Source organism: Acinetobacter sp. Brlt_5 (genome assembly GCF_051949055.1).
GTDB classification, from domain to species: Bacteria; Pseudomonadota; Gammaproteobacteria; order Pseudomonadales; family Moraxellaceae; genus Acinetobacter; species Acinetobacter indicus.
Genome location: NZ_JAYJLP010000015.1, coordinates 71,009 through 88,111 on the forward strand (window position 1 = coordinate 71,009; position 17,103 = coordinate 88,111).

At 43.7% G+C, this 17,103-nt stretch carries 16 protein-coding genes and 1 tRNA gene; 5 read left to right on the top strand and 12 right to left on the bottom strand.

What is annotated here, in order from left to right; translation table 11 throughout:
* Positions 1–65 precede the first annotated feature (65 nt).
* Positions 66–1,079 (bottom strand): lipoyl synthase, encoded by a 1,014-nt coding sequence (lipA, locus tag VF685_RS10905; protein WP_005179140.1) that lies wholly within the window; start codon positions 1,077–1,079, stop codon positions 66–68.
* 213 nt (positions 1,080–1,292) lie between these two features.
* On the opposite strand from lipA, the gene sthA reads away from it, so the two are divergent.
* On the top strand, positions 1,293–2,708 hold the full coding sequence (sthA, locus tag VF685_RS10910; RefSeq protein WP_005179136.1) for a Si-specific NAD(P)(+) transhydrogenase: 1,416 nt from the start codon (positions 1,293–1,295) through the stop codon (positions 2,706–2,708).
* A gap of 61 nt (positions 2,709–2,769) precedes the next feature.
* On the opposite strand, the gene VF685_RS10915 is transcribed toward sthA, so the two are convergent.
* From VF685_RS10915 to map, 4 genes are all read right to left on the bottom strand, one after another.
* A complete protein-coding gene (locus tag VF685_RS10915; RefSeq protein WP_286385271.1) occupies positions 2,770–3,732 on the bottom strand; it encodes an IS30 family transposase in 963 nt (320 codons plus the stop codon).
* 304 nt (positions 3,733–4,036) lie between these two features.
* Positions 4,037–5,251: an MFS transporter gene (locus VF685_RS10920; RefSeq protein ID WP_127799588.1), complete on the bottom strand. Its 1,215-nt coding sequence runs from the start codon at positions 5,249–5,251 to the stop codon at positions 4,037–4,039.
* Between the two features lie 155 nt (positions 5,252–5,406).
* The gene (locus tag VF685_RS10925; protein WP_016659202.1) at positions 5,407–6,471 is read right to left on the bottom strand and encodes an OmpW/AlkL family protein; all 1,065 of its coding nucleotides are present in this window, start codon (positions 6,469–6,471) and stop codon (positions 5,407–5,409) included.
* A 315-nt stretch (positions 6,472–6,786) separates the two neighbouring features.
* Entirely contained in the window at positions 6,787–7,614 is an 828-nt protein-coding gene (map, locus tag VF685_RS10930; RefSeq protein ID WP_005179123.1) for a type I methionyl aminopeptidase, read from the bottom strand.
* Between the two features lie 207 nt (positions 7,615–7,821).
* Between map and rpsB the strand changes: the two genes are divergently transcribed.
* The 3 genes from rpsB (at position 7,822) to VF685_RS10945 (ending at position 10,134) form a co-directional block, all read left to right on the top strand.
* On the top strand, positions 7,822–8,568 hold the full coding sequence (gene rpsB, locus VF685_RS10935) for a 30S ribosomal protein S2 (protein ID WP_005179120.1): 747 nt from the start codon (positions 7,822–7,824) through the stop codon (positions 8,566–8,568).
* 142 nt (positions 8,569–8,710) lie between these two features.
* The gene (tsf, locus tag VF685_RS10940; RefSeq protein WP_286385267.1) at positions 8,711–9,586 is read left to right on the top strand and encodes a translation elongation factor Ts; all 876 of its coding nucleotides are present in this window, start codon (positions 8,711–8,713) and stop codon (positions 9,584–9,586) included.
* Between the two features lie 65 nt (positions 9,587–9,651).
* A complete protein-coding gene (locus VF685_RS10945; RefSeq protein WP_286385266.1) occupies positions 9,652–10,134 on the top strand; it encodes a DUF3465 domain-containing protein in 483 nt (160 codons plus the stop codon).
* A gap of 45 nt (positions 10,135–10,179) precedes the next feature.
* On the opposite strand, the gene VF685_RS10950 is transcribed toward VF685_RS10945, so the two are convergent.
* The 7 genes from VF685_RS10950 to VF685_RS10980 form a co-directional block, all read right to left on the bottom strand.
* Positions 10,180–10,641, bottom strand: coding sequence for an Mpo1 family 2-hydroxy fatty acid dioxygenase (locus tag VF685_RS10950; RefSeq protein WP_104472499.1), 462 nt, complete (start codon positions 10,639–10,641; stop codon positions 10,180–10,182).
* Positions 10,642–11,049: 408 nt separating this feature from the next.
* Positions 11,050–11,661 (bottom strand): septal ring lytic transglycosylase RlpA family protein, encoded by a 612-nt coding sequence (locus VF685_RS10955; RefSeq protein ID WP_005179113.1) that lies wholly within the window; start codon positions 11,659–11,661, stop codon positions 11,050–11,052.
* Positions 11,662–11,953: 292 nt separating this feature from the next.
* Positions 11,954–12,955 carry a lytic murein transglycosylase B gene (mltB, locus tag VF685_RS10960; protein WP_005179112.1) on the bottom strand — a complete coding sequence of 334 codons (1,002 nt, stop codon included), beginning with the start codon at positions 12,953–12,955 and terminating at the stop codon, positions 11,954–11,956.
* 306 nt (positions 12,956–13,261) lie between these two features.
* Complete coding sequence (locus tag VF685_RS10965; protein WP_163170264.1) at positions 13,262–13,912, bottom strand: hypothetical protein; 651 nt, start codon at positions 13,910–13,912, stop codon at positions 13,262–13,264.
* A gap of 20 nt (positions 13,913–13,932) precedes the next feature.
* Positions 13,933–14,748, bottom strand: a complete 816-nt coding sequence (gene queF, locus VF685_RS10970) for an NADPH-dependent 7-cyano-7-deazaguanine reductase QueF (protein ID WP_160241164.1) — start codon at positions 14,746–14,748, stop codon at positions 13,933–13,935.
* Positions 14,748–15,521: an ABC transporter permease gene (locus VF685_RS10975; protein ID WP_005179108.1), complete on the bottom strand. Its 774-nt coding sequence runs from the start codon at positions 15,519–15,521 to the stop codon at positions 14,748–14,750. Before VF685_RS10975 ends, queF begins: the two co-directional genes overlap by 1 nt.
* The gene (locus tag VF685_RS10980) at positions 15,518–16,453 is read right to left on the bottom strand and encodes an ABC transporter ATP-binding protein (RefSeq protein ID WP_005179107.1); all 936 of its coding nucleotides are present in this window, start codon (positions 16,451–16,453) and stop codon (positions 15,518–15,520) included. Before VF685_RS10980 ends, VF685_RS10975 begins: the two co-directional genes overlap by 4 nt.
* A gap of 180 nt (positions 16,454–16,633) precedes the next feature.
* Here VF685_RS10980 and VF685_RS10985 point away from each other — a divergent pair.
* Positions 16,634–16,710, top strand: a tRNA-Arg gene (locus VF685_RS10985).
* The last annotated feature ends 393 nt before the right edge of the window (positions 16,711–17,103 follow it).

Consider the following 17,103-nt stretch of genomic DNA (forward strand, 5'->3'; position numbering starts at 1 on the left):
AAAAGATGACCTTGTAAAAAAGCCCCGAATCCGGGGCCTTGTTTTCTCAGCTTAGTTTTCTCAGCTTATGCTTCGATGGTTTGTACACTAATTTTCTTGGCAGGATCAGTCTTGCGACGTACTGCTGGAACTGGCTCGCCGTAGTATTGACGGTCTGCAAAATAACTTGAGCGCACCATTGGTGCAGACCAGATATTTTTAAAGCCCAGTTTGCGGCCATGTTCTGCATAACGCTCAAATTCTTCTGGTGTTACAAAGCGGTCAATTGGTGCGTGCTGTTTTGATGGCTGTAAATATTGGCCAATGGTCACATAATCTACATCATGTGCTCTCAGATCATCCAATAATGAAATCACTTCTTCTTCAGTTTCACCAATACCCACCATCAGGCCACACTTGGTTGGAATTTCCGGGCAATATTCTTTAAACATTTTCAGCAGGTTTAAAGAGTGCTGATAGTCTGAACCCGGACGCATGGCTTTATATAAACGTGGCACGGTTTCAATATTGTGGTTAAACACATCTGGCGGACATTCAGTCATAATGCGCAGCGCAATATCCATACGGCCACGGAAATCCGGAACCAGAATTTCTAGCAGGGTATTCGGACTTAAGGCACGCGCTTCTTTAATACAGTCAACAAAATGCTGTGCACCGCCATCAAGCAGGTCATCACGGTCTACCGAGGTAATGACCGCATATTTCAGGCCTAAGTTGGCAATGGTTTCTGCCATATGACGCGGTTCATCCGGATCAAGTGCATTCGGACGACCATGGGCAACGTCACAGAACGGACAGCGACGGGTACAAATATCACCCATAATCATAAAGGTTGCAGTACCACCACCAAAACATTCTGGCAGGTTCGGACAGGCTGCTTCTTCACAGACGGTATGCAGTTTTTGCTGACGCAGTGTCGATTTGATCCGTTGAACTTCTTCTGGCGCCGCCATCTTGACCCGAATCCAGTCCGGTTTGCGCGGCGTTTCAACCGTAGGCACAACTTTTACAGGAATACGAGCGACCTTTTCTGCGCCACGAAGTTTAACACCCTGTTCTGGTTTACGGTTTTCAGACATATTCAACTTTTCCACTGTTTTGACGGGGGAGATATTCGAAAAATAGCGCCTCCATTATAACGGACTTGGGTGCAAATAGGAAAAAAACGATATTCATTTAAAAAATGTGGCTATCACGCAATATATGCTAGGTAAATACAGAAAATCATGATGTTTTCAGTCATAATATGCATATGAGATATAAACAGAATAGATTAGTTTAAGGAGCGTTGAATGCCACGTAAAAAAGAGGTGGTTGCCGGAACTTTCGTTAAATATGATGCGGTGGTCTTAGGTTCTGGTCCTGCAGGTGAAGGCGCAGCAATGAAACTTGCCAAATCAGGCATGCGTGTTGCTGTGGTGGATATGCGTGAGCAACTCGGCGGTAACTGTACTCACGTGGGCACAATCCCAAGTAAGGCGCTGCGTCAGACGGTATCCAGTATTATCCGTTACCAGCGTGATCCGATGTTCCAGAAAGTGGGCGACTGGAAACAGTTCACCATGAAACAGGTGCTGCGTAATGCACATAAAGTGATTCAGCAGCAGGTCGATACTCACTCACGCTTCTATGACCGCAATAAAATTGATATCTATCACGGTCGTGCTTATGTGCAGGACAAAAATACCGTGCTGGTATTCAGTCCGGAAGGCATTAAGGAAACCCTGATTTTTAAACAGCTGGTGATTGCAACCGGTTCGCGTCCGTATCGTCCGGAAATTTTAGATTTTAACCATCCACGTGTATTCGATTCAGACAAGATTCTGGATCTGGATTTCTCGATTCAGAAAATCATCATTTATGGTGCCGGTGTCATTGGCTGTGAATATGCCTCGATCTTCATTGGTCTGGACCATAAAGTCGACCTGATTAACACCCAGCATAAATTGCTCAGCTATCTGGATGATGAAATCTCCGATGCCTTGTCCTATCACTTGCGTGAACAGGGTGTGTTAATTCGTCACAATGAACAGATTGATCATTTAGAAACCTTTGATGATCACGTGGTGCTGCATTTGCAAAGCGGCAAGAAAATCAAAGCCGATGCCATCTTGTGGTGTAACGGCCGTTCAGGCAATACCGATGGCCTGGGTCTGGAAAATGTCGGCCTGAAACCAAACAGCCGCGGTCAGCTGACGGTAAATGAGCAATATCAGACTGAAGTAGAAAATATTTTCGCTGCTGGTGACGTGATTGGCTGGCCATCTCTGGCGTCTGCTGCCTATGACCAGGGTCGCTGTGCAGGGGCCAACATGAGTGGCGAAGAAAATGTGGCACCGGTGACTGATATTCCAACCGGTATTTATACCATTCCGGAAATTTCTTCAATTGGTAAGACCGAGCAGGAACTGACCGAAGAGAAAATTCCGTACGAAGTGGGTCAGGCTTCTTTCCGTCATCTGGCACGTGCGCAAATTACCGGTGATACGGTTGGTGAACTGAAAATTCTGTTCCACCGTGAAACTTTAGAAGTATTGGGTGTACATTGCTTCGGGAATAACGCGGCAGAAATTATTCACATTGGTCAGGCGGTGATGAACAGCCCGAACAATACCATCAAGTATTTTGTGGAAACCACATTTAACTATCCAACGATGGCAGAAGCCTATCGTGTGGCGACCTTAAATGGTATGAACCGTCTGTTCTAAGCGGTTGCTCATACTGAAAAACCCGTAAACACAGTTTGCGGGTTTTTTATGGTTGGCGGATTCAAGCGGCAAGTGCAACAGTATAAAAACCAGCCATAACTTCACTCGGTGTATACCAACCTAGTGTTTTTCTAGGACGATGGTTGAGTGCAAATTCTATCTGTTCTATTTGTTCGTTTGACACGTCATCAAACGATGATGATTTTGGCAGATATTGACGGATTAAACCATTCGTATTTTCATTTCTAGCTCGCTGAATAGACTTGTAAGGATCAGCAAAATACGTCTCCATCCCAGCATCAGTAATTCTTTTGTGTTCGGACAATTCCTTTCCATTATCAAATGTCACACTATAAGCATGGCTCATTTGTAAACGATCTAATGCACAAGTAATCGTTTGAGAGGATGCTCTCGTTGACCCTAAATGAACAATATGTACATACAGGCTCTTTCGATCAACGAGAGTCAATAAAGCACCTTTATGATGTTTACCAATCACCGTGTCACCTTCGAAATCTCCTAAACGTTGTCGTTGATCAATGACCTGGTCTCTGCAGTGAATACTTGTTTTATCAATGATTTGCCCCCTACGATCCGTGTTTTTGTAACCGCGTTTTCGATATTTCTTCTGATGCCTTAAGTGTAGATGAAGTTTACCGCCTTTTGATTTATCTTGATAAATGTACTGGTAAATCCACTCATGTGAAGGTACATCCAGCCAACCGCGTTGTGTTAAAGCACCTGAAATTTGTTCGGGTGACCAGTCCAAACCAATCAAATAATCAATATAAGCGAAGGCAAATGCTGTCATTGATGATGAAGGACAGTACCGTCTTTGACTTGCAAATTTAGCTGCCTGTTGAGCTCTATATCCACGTTGCCCAATATTTCTTTTTAATTCACGGTAGATGGTTGATCGTGAACGTCCTAACTCCCGAGCAAGGGTAGCGATTGAACTTTTACTTTTCAAAGTAGCATAAATTTCGTATCTTTCATCTTGAGAAAGTTGGGTGTATTTCTTCATTGTGTGCTTTCCAATTGCGAGTTGAAAAAGTCATAATGATTCTATGAATACACCTAACTTTTTCAACTAACTACAAATGTGTTGCACTTGGGATTTGAATCTGCGATTAAAACAGCAAACCAAATAACTGAATTTGCTGTTTCGGAATTTGCTGTTGATGCTGCGGGTTTTTAAACATCAATGTGCACAAAACGCCTGATTAAAATATTCGAATAGTTGTGGCGTTTGCATCCATAACAGCAGCGATAAAATAAAAAAGCTGATGATGCACAGGCCAATCAGAATTTTTAACAGCGACATTGAATTAGTCATGCACCACCGCCTGTTCATTCACAAAGAAATGTACCCAGACGCCAAAAGCACTTAGCGCAATCGAGAACATCCAGATGGCATTATAGTTACCGGTTAAGTCATGGTTCAGGCCACCCAGCCAGCCACCGAGGAACGAACCAACCTGATGGGTGAAGAATACAATCCCACTGAGCATGGTCAGATATTTCACCCCGAACATATTGGCTACAATGCCATTGGTCAGTGGCACGGTCGATAACCATAACAGTCCCATAATGACACCAAAGCCATAAATTGTCCAAGTACTGAGCGGTAACAGTAAAAAGGCGATAATGGCAAGACCACGCAAGCCATACAGCCACATCAGTAAATGCGGTTTGGAATATTGGCCGCCCAGCCAGCCAGCCGTATAGGTGCCGACAATATTGAATAAACCGACTAAGGCCAGGAAGATGGTACCAGTGGTGGCATTAAACCCATGATCAATTAAATAACCCGGCAAATGAATACCAATAAACACCACCTGAAAGCCGCAGACAAAAAAGCCCAACGATAAAAACCAGAACGGCTTGTGGTTTTTGGCAATCACCAGAATCTGCTTAAATGTTAACGCCGGTTGCGGTTTGTTGGCCGCTGCATTCGGGGCGGTATACATCGGTGCTTTTAAGGTCCATGCCAAAGGAATTAGCAAGGTCATTAGAATGGCGCTAACCACCAGTGCACCTTTCCAGCCTAAATTCTGCAATAACAGCAGTGTGGTCGGCAGCATAATAAACTGACCGAAAGAACCCGCTGCACTGGCAATCCCCATTGCCAGGCTGCGTTTTGAAGGATGGGCTGCACGGCCAACTGCGGACAGTAAAATCGGAAAAGAGGTGGCAGAGAGCGCCAGACCTAAAATTAAACCGGCACTTAAATTCAGCAGCCAGCCGGTCGAGCTGACCGCCATCAGCAATAAACCCAGTGCATATAAGGTACCACCAACAGCGACCACAATTTTACTGCCATATTTGTCGGCAAAGGCGCCGGTAATTGGTTGTACCGCACCCCAGATCAGGTTTTGCATGGCAATAGCCAGACTAAAGACATTATGCCCCCAGCCAAATTCATGGCTCATTGGCACCAGATACAGGCCAAAGGCATGTCGTACCCCCAATGACAGCGCCAGAATAATGGCACTTCCCATCAGCATATAAATCAGGGCTTTGGAAAAACGGGTATCTGACATAAAAAGTCCGGCAGCCAGGAAAGACCTGCTTATGTTAGTAGATTGCTGCGCGGGAGGCGATAGAATAAAAATTAAATAAAAGATAAAATTTTTTTATGGCTGCATCAAAAAGACAGCCCGAAAGGCTGCCTGATGATGGACTAAAAAATTGAAGCCTAGAAACGGATACCAATACCGGCATAGGCCAGAATCGGATTCACTTCAATATCGGCCTTAGAACGAATAAGTTCGCCATGTGTGGCATCGGTCACGGTAATGGTGGTGTCATTTTGCAGATGTGCATAGGACAGCGAACCAACCGCAAACCATTTTTCATTAAAGTCATAGGTGAAACCAACTGTTGCTACCGGTGCGAACGTATCCGAGGCTTCAAGTTCGACTTTCGGATTGGCATTACTAGGTGTGCCTTCCAGTGATGCACCGGCTTGCCCCTGTTTGATATTGGCAATCATATGACCGGCGGCAATCAGATCCTGTTCGGTACGCGGGTTAATTTCCAGTTCGTTAAAGTAGGCATACATTAAACCTAGGCCGACATAAGGGCGGAATTTATTCACACCGGTTTTGCCAAAGTGATACTGAAACTCAAATGCCGGTGTCCAGGCGCGTGCTGATGCCGCAGGACCATGCGCTTCTAGATCGGTAATGAAAATATCATTTTCAAGCTCTAAATTTCCTAAAGCTCCGCCCATAGGTGTTGCAGTTGCTGAAAAAGGTGCATAAATTTTTCCTTTACCTTGTAAATCGACTTTAGGCGGAATACCAGCTTTCATTTCAAAAGAAATATTGTCGGTAAAAAAGTAATTGGTCATGATGCCCAATGTGGTGACATCATCGGCTTCTAAACCCGTACCTGGATTATCCCATTGACTGAGTCCACGGATTTCAGCAGTTCCACTCAGTGCTGAGGCGACATCAGCATTAATTAAAGCTAGCCCATCAAGAGTAGCCTTTAAGAAAGGATTGACGCTACTTCCTGGTTTGATATTGTCGAGCACCGTTTGTGCTTTGATATCTCCAACTTTTGCAGTTTCACCTTCTTTAACCGATGTGTTAACTCGGAAAGGTTGGGCTTTACCTTGTGGCATGACATGTAAAGCACCGACCGATACAGAAAAGCGTTTAAATCCATCACCATCTTGCAGGCTAAAATACGGTGAGGCATAAGAAACAGCAGGTAAGGCCAACAGCGTGCTGGCAAATAATAAGGTCTTCTTCATATATAAGGGACTCCATGTCCAATTTGTTGCTCGTTTTTATAAGGGCCATTATTTAATAGTTAGATAAAGCAAGACTGTTGTTTTTGAAGAAGATTGTTTTATTACATTTGTAACATTCTTGAAATAAGTTTGCTGCTCTGTGACTTGTTTATGACTTGTGTAGCTAGAAATGGTGATACGGTTTTTAGGGATAAAGCCTAAATTTTAATTTAAGTTATTGATTAATATATTTTAATTTTGAGTTTTAAGCTGTAAAAAAGGCCACATAAATGTGACCTTTCTGACAATTTTTTTAGTTTTTACGCCAATGACAGCTTAAGACTGGAAACGTGACAGGTCTTCTTCAGGGCGTGCAGTCAGGACTTCCAGACCGTCTTTAGTCACTAAAATAGTGTGTTCATATTGCGCTGAAAGTTTGTGATCTTTGGTCACCACAGTCCATTTGTCGCCCAGTAATTTGGTTTGCCAAACACCTGCATTCACCATTGGTTCAATGGTAAAGGTCATGCCTTCTTCTAAAATCATACCGGTATCTGGCTGGCCATAGTGCAGCACTTGTGGTTCGTCATGGAAAGTGGTACCGATGCCATGACCGCAATATTCGCGCACCACACTAAAGCGCTCAGATTCGACATATTTCTGAATGGCATGGCCAATATCACCAATGGTCGCACCTGGTTTTACAACTTCCATACCGCGGTACATAGCTTCCTGTGCTACTTTGCATAGACGGTTGGCAAGAATAGAAGTTTCGCCGCCCACCACGTACATCATGTTGGTATCGCCGTGGTAGCCATCTTTAATGACTGTGACATCAATATTCAGGATATCGCCTTTTTTCAATGTCTTGTTTTCAGATGGAATACCGTGACACACCACGTGGTTTACCGAAGTACAGATGGTATGCTGGAAGGCCGGACGACCTGGGGCTGCACCATAGCCCAGGCAGGCTGGAATGGCATTTTGTACATTGACAATATAATCGTGACAAATCGTATCAAGCTCAAGTGTGGTTACACCCGGTTTGATATGTGGCTTGATCATATCCAAAACTTCCGCTGCCAGTCGTCCCGCTACCCGCATTTTCTCAATTTCATCTGCGGTTTTAATTAATCGACGAGGCGCTTGATAAGTACTGTTCATGATCTCTAAAAACTTTTGGAAATTTATATGTGACTATGGTATAAATAGCCGCCCATTTTATCAAATGCTTTTTCGTGAATAAATTTCGCGGGCATTGTGCGATGGGGCAACAAAATCCGCACATATATCGTCACATTACTCTGGGTGCCCTTTGGGGTGGAGAATGCGGATATATGGAGGCCTAACCCAAACTTTAAGGTAAAGAAAATGGCAGATTACAACGTAAGCATGCGCGACCTTCTACAAGCTGGCGCGCACTTTGGTCACCAAACTCGTTTCTGGAACCCAAAAATGCGTCAATACATCTTTGGCGCGCGCAACAAAATTCACATCATCAACCTTGAGCACACTGTTCCTGCGTTAAATGATGCTTTGAACTTCGCTAACCAATTAGCAAGCAAAAAGAACAAAGTTTTGTTCGTTGGTACTAAACGTGCTGCTTCTAACATCATCCGTGAACAAGCTCAACGCGCTGGTCAACCATACGTAGATCACCGTTGGTTAGGTGGTATGTTGACGAACTGGAAAACACTTCGCCAATCTATCAACCGTTTAAAAGATCTTCAAACTCAATCCACTGACGGTACTTTCGCTAAGCTGACTAAACGTGAAGCTTTAGAGCGTAGCCGTGAGATGGAAAAACTTGAACGTGCTTTAGGCGGCGTTAAAAACATGGGTGGTTTACCTGACGCATTATTCGTAATTGACGTTGACCACGAAGCAATCGCGATCAAAGAAGCGAAAAACCTAGGTATTCCTGTAATCGGTATCGTTGATACAAACTCTAACCCAGACAACGTAGACTACGTTATTCCGGGTAACGACGATGCGATCCGTGCAGTAACACTTTACGCTTCTGCTATGGCTGATGCGATCATTGCTGGTAAAGAGTACGCTCAAACCCAAGCAAATGCTCAAGCGAAAGGCGAAGAAGCTCCAGCTTCTGAGGCTTAATGCGTTTTTGACGCAAGCTTGTCATTTTTGCGACATGTGATGGTGGCAAAGTAAGCGTCATGTATGCAGGCGGCCCATGAGTATCCTCTGGGCCGTTTCTGTTCTAAAAAGAATTCATTTTCTACCGAATTAGGAGATTCACATGACTGCTATTACTGCAAGCATGGTTAAAGAATTGCGTGACCGTACTGGTTTAGCAATGATGGAATGTAAAAAAGCTTTGACAGAAGCGGGTGGTGACATCGAATTAGCGATTGACAACCTTCGTAAATCTGGTCAAGCAAAAGCTGCTAAAAAAGCAGGTAACATTGCTGCTGACGGTGCGATCACAATCGCTCAAGAAGGTAACAAAGCAATCCTTCTAGAAGTAAACTGCCAAACTGACTTCGTTGCTAAAGACGAAAACTTTGCTGGCTTCTCTGCGAAAATTGCTGCTGCTGCACTTGCTGCTGGCGAAACTGACGCTGCAAAAATTGCTGAACTGAAACTTGAAGATGGCCAAACTGTTGAAGAAGCGCGTATTGCTCTTGTTCAAAAAATTGGTGAAAACATCCAAGTTCGTCGTGCGCAAATCATTGAAGGTGAAAACCTTGCAGTTTACAAACACGGTCTGAAAATCGGTGTTGTTGTTGCTTACACAGGTGAAGCTGAAACTGGTAAAGGTATTGCAATGCACGTTGCTGCGTTCAACCCGGTTGCAGTAACTGCTGAACAGGTTCCTGCTGAGCTGATCGCGAAAGAGAAAGAAATTGCTGAAGCAAAAGCAATCGAATCTGGTAAGCCAGCGAACATCGTTGAAAAAATGGTAACTGGTTCGGTTGAAAAATACCTGAACGAAGTTGTTCTTGAGCGTCAAATGTACGTAATCGACAACGAGAAGAAAGTTGCTGATGCATTGAAAGCTGCTAACACAACTGTTGCTCAATTCGTTCGCTTCGAAGTAGGTGAAGGTATTGAGAAGAAAGCAGAAATGAGCTTCGCAGAAGAAGTTGCTGCTGCTCAAGCTGCTGCAAAATAATTTATTTTGCGAAAAAGCCCCGTTTCGGGGCTTTTTTTATGACCAAGACAACAACAGGAAGAACAATGTCGAAGAAAACCAATATGGGCATTGGCGCAGTAATTGCGCTGCTGGTTGCGGCTTATTTAGGTATCGACCTACAACCGCAAAACTCCGGTTCAAATACCTTCACTCAACAGCAGTCTGAAACCACACTGCAAGCTCCCGTTCAGGATGATACCGCCAAAATTGCCCAAGCCTTTCAGCAACGAAAAAATGATGTACAGATACAAGCTACTGGTACAGTAGTGGCTCTGTTAAGTGATGACAATGAAGGTTCGCGCCATCAGCGTTTTATTCTGGAACTTGGCAATGGGCAAACCTTGCTGGTTGCCCACAATATTGATTTGGCTCCACGCATCGACCGTCTGCAAAAAGGCGATACTGTCGAGTTCTTTGGTGAATATGAATATACCGACAAAGGTGGCGTGATTCACTGGACCCATCATGATCCGCAAAAACGCCATGTTGATGGCTGGTTAAAGCATCAGGGAAGCATCTATCAATAAGCCCTCCAGCACTGGAGCAAAATGCTTCCTGATGTTTAAGCGTATTTAAGTTTGGACATCCAAATGCGTGGTGTGCTGGCGAGATTTCCAGGACGGTAAAATCTTGCCTAAATAGGCATCCATACACCAGAGCGGTCCAATCAGCAGGAATTGCAGATCTTTAAAGAACGATGGTTTTTTGCCTTCCACCTTGTGGCCATAGAACTGTCCAATCCAGGCAAAAACAAACAGTGCAATATAAAAACCAACGCCAACCGGTAAAATCCAGATTAACCAGGCCATCACCAGAGTCAGTGCTGCCATGGCCACGGCCAGTACCAGATCCAGACGTGCATAAAAAATAAAGGCCAGCACCAGTAACAGGGCAGTGAGCAGGGCGCTGAAATGCGCAATGATGCCAATAATGGAAAAATAGATGGCCGGTACACAGACCCAGTGAATCAGTTTGTTGGTCTTGTTTTGATGACTTTCGCTATATTCATCCAGCCATTCTGAAATTGTTTTCATGCAGTACTCCTTTTGCATTATTTTTCTGAGTTTCCAAGAATGTTCTCACTATAAACGAGAAGCGGAAAACGGTCAAAATGGGGCGGCAAAAATACCTGAAAATCGTAAAATGAGGGAAATAGGGAAATTCCTGTATAAAGGAATAGGGCTAAATGCGCATAGGATGCGTTTTAAGCGCAGAAAAAAATAAAAAGCTACCTATGATTCAAAAAGGAATAAAAGCACGCTAAGGGTGGAATTGAATGCAAATTTGTAGTTTCAAAATGGATTATTCGATTTTATGACCAGATCAGCGTATTTAAAATCCAAAAACGGGCAGGGAGGTAAGCGTCTTTCCCGGGATTTGGGCATTAAAAAAGCCACCTGAGGTGGCTTTTGGGTCATATGGTGCAGGAGCTTAAACGGGTATTAGGAGTTTGGACCATCTACACGTTCAATGCTGACTTTGGCTACGCCGGCATTGGTAATGCCTAAACGTTTCGCAGCACCGTAAGATAAGTCAACTACACGGTTACCATGGAATGGACCACGGTCATTAACCTTAACGATTACGCTTTTGCCATTGTTCTTGTTGGTCACACGGATATAGCAGTTCAGTGGCAGGCTGCGGTGTGCTGCAGTCATGGCGTTCATGTCGAATGTTTCGCCGCTGGCAGTTTTACGACCGTGGAACTGACGACCATACCAGGAAGCCATACCAGTCTGGCTGAACTTACGAACAGTATTCGATGCTACGGTGTTTAACTTTTCAATGACAGAAGGCTCTTCTTCTGGGATTTCAATTTTTGCAGCGATGGTTTCGCGGCGGATTTTATCGCCAGAACGTTCTGTAATTGAAAGGCTATTTAAATTAGAGAAGTGAGTATTAAAGCTTTGTGCTTCTTTGTTCAGCACACGGGCAGCCAGGCTAGAACTTTCATTGTCGTTATTGAACGATGATGACTGTACCATTTCGGCTTGCGACTGACTTAAGGTAAATACCGTCGACAGCGCCAGTAAATATTTAATTGAAGAATGCATATGTTTAAAACTCCTGCAGCTTGATGCCGTGAATCAACCCTAAGTGGTTGATATAGCAGACATCATGCCTGTTATTTCACTTTTGCAACCATATTTGACGAAATGGATAATATTCATCGTTTACTAAAGGTGTCTAGTCTTTACACGGAAATAACGACAAAAAATACCAAACTTTTACCTCTTTTGGTTAAAAAATAACCAATATTGTAACAAAGTGTGCGAAAAGTCGTTTTTGTGCGCAAAATCTCGTAAAAAAATCTTGACTTTGTAACTTTTGAGTAAAAATAAGTTCTTATCGACTGACAATTTCAGTACCCAATAACCAGAGTGCAGTGGCATACATACGGCTGCGGTTATAGGTGGTAATCACCTGAAAGTTTGGATAGGTGATGTAATAAATTGGACCATAATTTTCTTGTAATTGAATGACATTGACCAGATCGAGGTCATCAATTTTCACAATCGGATTCAGCGGACTGATGCCCTGATTTTTCAGCACACCATACGGGGTAGGCAAGGTTAGATCTTTGGCAATCACTGCATCTGGAGTTGAGCCGCTATAACGAGCAGGGAATGCAATCGGCTGATTACGCTGCCAGCCATGCTGGGCCAAATAGTTGGCAATCGAACCAATCGCATCTACTGCTGAATTTCTTAAATCAATATGTCCGTTGCCATCATAATCGACGCCAAATTTAGGAATATTGCTTGGCATAAACTGCGGATAGCCAATTGCACCGGCATAGGAACCGACCACAGAATGGGTGGCAACACCATCTTTATAGCTCCAGGCAATTAGTGCAGACAGTTCGCTCTGGAAATATTCGGCCCGGCGTGGATAGCCAAAACCTAAAGTGGCCAGCGCATCCCGGGTAATAAAAGAGCCTTTATTGGAACCAAAACCGGTTTCAACGCCTAAAATCCCCAGAATAATCGCTTGCGGCACGCCAAACTGCTGTTCGGCACGATTCAGGGTATCGGCATATTGCTGTTTGAAACGCACACCACGTTGAATGGTGCTTTCAGCCAGAAAATTGGTTTTATAGGCATACCACGGTTTGCTTTCACCGGGACGATTCATGATGTTGATAATATTCGGCAGATTTTTGGCACCGCTCATGGCGCGATCAATTTGCTCGGAACTGAGCCCATACTGCTGCATGGTTTTTTGCTTAAAGTTTGGATAGTCCGGATGGCTGAGGAAGTCATTGGCCTGAACAACACTGGATAAGGAAAGAGCACCAACAAGTAAAGAAAGACGCTGTAATTTTTTATAGAAATAACGATTCAACATATTGGTTCAATTTCCCAATGTATTATCAATTTAGTGACAAAAAGCAGATGGTGTTTAAAAATTAAAACAGGTTGAGCAAAAGTGTCGATTTAAAAAGACAGTTCACACAGGCAATTAAGATAACATTCATTCTGGCGCTACAGGCAAGCGCATATACAAAAAGTGACAAAGCCTGTCTAAAAAATGCGCGCTGTTTGTAACAAAGTTCAACCGGGGCTTCATCATCCCTTCTTTATAGAGAAATGTTGCGGGAAAAGTGGCATAAAAAAACCTGACCGGAGTCAGGTTTATTGAAGGTGTTTCTACTTAGGCATGAAACAGGGTGTCGTGATATTCCGCCAGCGCGACCAGTTCATCTTTGGTCAGATTTGGAATAATTTTATCCACCGCAATATGTACAGCTTTAATAACCGCAGCTGAGCCAATATCAGCTGCTTTACGTTTGATCATGCCCAAATCGAGGGTTTTATTAAAGTCATTCATAAAATGACGCACAGTAGCTTCAGCAAACTGTTTATACAACTCGGCCAAAGCAGACTTGTTAATGTCTTTGCCGGCTTTAATTTCGGCATAGGTGTTTTTTAGATTGGTCACCAGGCTGGCATCTAAACTTTCACCGACACGCGTGTTGCCGTCTGCATCTTTAAACAGGCTGCGTTCAGAAAATTCAATTGATTGCTTGACCACATCGTTCGAGGCTTTACTCAACAATTGCTTGAGTAACACCGCTACGGTGGATTTGACATAACCGGCCAGTTTTTCCGCAGTATCGCGTTTGTCACTTGGCGGGAAACGGCGGACAAGCTCGGTTAAAATGGCATCAATGATTTCATCATTAATCATTAATGCTGTTTTATCACGTAATGGATACAGCGGTTCGCTTGAATTTTTTTTCTGCTGCGCAGTTTGAATGGTATTTAAAAGTTCCTCGGAAGGAATAAAACCAAAAAATGGCATCTGTTAACCTCAATGTTTTTTTATTGTCGCGCTAAACGAATAGGGCGAGGCATCCATGTTAAATCCGATACACGACATGGATTAATGTCTAATCCGCCACGACGTGTATAGGTGGCATACACCATCAGTTTTTCAGGATTCAGGTTCTGCCAGATGTCGGCAAACATCTGTTCAACACATTGCTCATGAAAACCGTTATGCTGACGGTAAGAAATAATATAAGCCAAAATACTGCGATAACAAGGTTTTTTACCCTGATAGCGGATAAAAACTGTGCCCCAGTCAGGTTGACTGGTGACCGGACAGTTACTTCTCAGTAAATGTGAATACAGTTGCACTTCGACCTGTTCGTCTTGCTCGGCATCGTGCTGTAATAAGGACGCATCCGGATGATTTTCCAGTCGGGTCGGGCTTAAGTCATCAATACATATGCCTTCAGGATGGCTAATTGCCAGATCATCGACAGATAACAGTTCCAGATTGACCTGTGCCTGTGCCGCGGCTGATAAATCCTGCTCGACGGTATTGATCAGCGCGTCTGTTGAAGCAAAGGTGCTAAAGTTCAAACTGTTGAAATACAGCTTTAAAGATTTCGACTCGATTAAATTTGGTGAGGTGGCAGGCAAGTGAATCCGGCCAATAGCAACTTGCGGAACGCCGGCTGCATTTAACCAGGACATCTCAAAGACATGCCACCAGTCTTTACCTTGCTGAATACCAGCCACATGCGCATATTTTTCCCGCGCTTCAGCACGCGCAATCGGAAACAGCACATCAGGTTGATAAGTTGTAGGGTACTGAGTGTCTTTACCCAATAAAGAATTTTCTACGCTCATTATTCACGCATTCCTGAACCACGGGAGAGTAAATGATAGGCAATGCCATATAACACAGCACAGCATAATGTAATCACGCCTAAGGAAACGGTCACGTTGACATCGCTATGTCCTAAAATGCCATAACGGAAGGCGTTGACCATATAAACCACAGGGTTAATTAAAGAAAGGTTTTGCCAAAACGGCGATAATGCACTAATTGCATAGAACACACCACCTAAATAGGTGAGCGGTGTTAGCACAAAGGTTGGAATAATGGAAATATCATCAAATGATTTGGCATAAACGGCATTAATAAAACCGCCTAAAGACAGTAATAATGAAGTGATCAGTACGGTATAAATAGTCACAAACCAGTTGGTAATGTATAGGTCGGTGAAAAACAGGCTCATTAAGGTCACAATAATGCCGACCAGTACGCCGCGACATACTCCACCCAGCACATAGCCCCACAAAATGGCATGTAATGGCACCGGACTCATGATCAGTTCTTCAATGCTTTTCTGGAATTTGGCACTAAAGAAACTAGAGGAGACGTTGGCATAACTATTGGTAATGACCGCCATCATGATCAGGCCGGGCACAATAAACTGCATATAGCTAAAGCCGCCCATTTCCCCAATACGTGAACCGACCAGATTACCGAAAATCACGAAATATAGACTCATGGTGATGGCCGGTGGTAACAGGGTTTGTGGCCAGATCCGCATAAAACGGCGGATTTCCTTATGAACCAGCGTATACAGCGCAACTCTTAATTGATTAAAGTTCATTGCGCGACTCCTGCAAGATTTTTCTCTACCATCTTCACAAATAATTCTTCAAGACGATTGGCCTTGTTGCGCATACTGCGCACCTGTACCCCTTGTGATTCCAGTAACTGGAACAGCTCATTCACGGTATGGGCCTTGTCCATAGTCACTTCCAGGGTCAGCGGATCGACCAGATTAAAACGTACCCCGATAATATCCAGATGAATGGGCTGAATGGGCTGAACCAGATCGAAAATAAAGGTTTCTTCATTCAGCTGGTTCAGGAAGCCTTTCATGGTGGTGTCTTCTTTAATCACACCGCGGTCAATAATGGCAATCCGGCGGCACAGCATTTCCGCTTCTTCCAGGTAGTGGGTGGTCAGAATAATGGAAGTGCCACTATTGTTCATTTCAATCAGGAAATCCCACATCGAGCGGCGCAGTTCGATATCGACCCCGGCGGTCGGTTCATCCAGAATCAGCAATTTCGGTTCGTGCATCATGGCGCGGGCAATCATCAAGCGGCGTTTCATCCCGCCAGATAGCATTCGCGCTTGCGTGGCACGTTTATCCCACAGCCCCAGTTTTTCTAAATACAGTTCGGCGCGTTGCTGAGCCACTTTTTTGGGAATACCGTAATAACCGGCCTGGGTCACCAGAATATCAAAGGTTTTTTCAAAATGACCAAAGTTAAACTCTTGTGGTACCACGCCCAGACACTGTTTGGCTTGAGAGGGATGGGTATCCAGATTGTGGCCAAAAATTTCCACGGTACCCGAGGTTTTCTTGGTTAAGGAGCTAATGATACTGATCGTTGTAGATTTGCCTGCACCGTTGGGACCCAGCAGCGCATAAAATTCACCTTCAGGTACAGTCAAATTGATACCTTTTAAGGCCTGAAACCCATTGCGATAGGTTTTAGACAAGTCTCTTAACGTCAATGCATCAGTCATGAAAATCTCGCATGGTGTAGGGAGAGGCTATTGTGAGCGATATTGCCCAATAAACCAAGTAATCTACCGGGAATTCTGCATCGTATATTTGGAACGATTGCTTAAAGCATAAGCATAAAAATAAAGAACTTATATATAGTTGCTTTACCTTGTGCATTTTTTTGTTATGATGTGCGACGCGCGCTCGTAGCTCAGTTGGATAGAGTACAAGTTTCCGAAGCTTGGGGTCGTGGGTTCGATTCCCGCCGGGCGCACCAAATTCTGATCAATAAAAAAACTATAAAAATTACCAAGATTCAATCATTTAAAATTCTTTACTTCAGTTTTGAACCAAAATCCTTTCCATAATCTGGCTTGAATAACGAATGCTGAACCATCATCGAAGGGCAATGCTTATTGGTTTGTCTTTCTATCTGTGGTTAAAAAGTAGTCATGGGACTGCATTTTCTTTGTATTTTTATCTTTGTTCTGATTAAAAAATATCACTTTTAGGTTTTTACAGCCTCATCACCCACAAAACAGAAACATCCGCTTTAAGTTTTACATCAGGACAGAAAGGCTGAATAAAAAAATCTGTTTAATCAGAAAAATCTCGTCACTACATCAGATCAGTTTAGTGAAATATAGAAGCACCTAAATTTAAATAATCT

Bases quoted from the DNA above. Each gene is read 5' to 3' on its own strand.
- lipA (WP_005179140.1), bottom strand. From the start codon at position 1,079: ATGTCTGAAAACCGTAAACCAGAACAGGGTGTTAAACTTCGTGGCGCA.
- sthA (WP_005179136.1), top strand. From the start codon at position 1,293: ATGCCACGTAAAAAAGAGGTGGTTGCCGGAACTTTCGTTAAATATGAT.
- VF685_RS10915 (WP_286385271.1), bottom strand. From the start codon at position 3,732: ATGAAGAAATACACCCAACTTTCTCAAGATGAAAGATACGAAATTTAT.
- VF685_RS10920 (WP_127799588.1), bottom strand. From the start codon at position 5,251: ATGTCAGATACCCGTTTTTCCAAAGCCCTGATTTATATGCTGATGGGA.
- VF685_RS10925 (WP_016659202.1), bottom strand. From the start codon at position 6,471: ATGAAGAAGACCTTATTATTTGCCAGCACGCTGTTGGCCTTACCTGCT.
- map (WP_005179123.1), bottom strand. From the start codon at position 7,614: ATGAACAGTACTTATCAAGCGCCTCGTCGATTAATTAAAACCGCAGAT.
- rpsB (WP_005179120.1), top strand. From the start codon at position 7,822: ATGGCAGATTACAACGTAAGCATGCGCGACCTTCTACAAGCTGGCGCG.
- tsf (WP_286385267.1), top strand. From the start codon at position 8,711: ATGACTGCTATTACTGCAAGCATGGTTAAAGAATTGCGTGACCGTACT.
- VF685_RS10945 (WP_286385266.1), top strand. From the start codon at position 9,652: ATGTCGAAGAAAACCAATATGGGCATTGGCGCAGTAATTGCGCTGCTG.
- VF685_RS10950 (WP_104472499.1), bottom strand. From the start codon at position 10,641: ATGAAAACAATTTCAGAATGGCTGGATGAATATAGCGAAAGTCATCAA.
- VF685_RS10955 (WP_005179113.1), bottom strand. From the start codon at position 11,661: ATGCATTCTTCAATTAAATATTTACTGGCGCTGTCGACGGTATTTACC.
- mltB (WP_005179112.1), bottom strand. From the start codon at position 12,955: ATGTTGAATCGTTATTTCTATAAAAAATTACAGCGTCTTTCTTTACTT.
- VF685_RS10965 (WP_163170264.1), bottom strand. From the start codon at position 13,912: ATGCCATTTTTTGGTTTTATTCCTTCCGAGGAACTTTTAAATACCATT.
- queF (WP_160241164.1), bottom strand. From the start codon at position 14,748: ATGAGCGTAGAAAATTCTTTATTGGGTAAAGACACTCAGTACCCTACA.
- VF685_RS10975 (WP_005179108.1), bottom strand. From the start codon at position 15,521: ATGAACTTTAATCAATTAAGAGTTGCGCTGTATACGCTGGTTCATAAG.
- VF685_RS10980 (WP_005179107.1), bottom strand. From the start codon at position 16,453: ATGACTGATGCATTGACGTTAAGAGACTTGTCTAAAACCTATCGCAAT.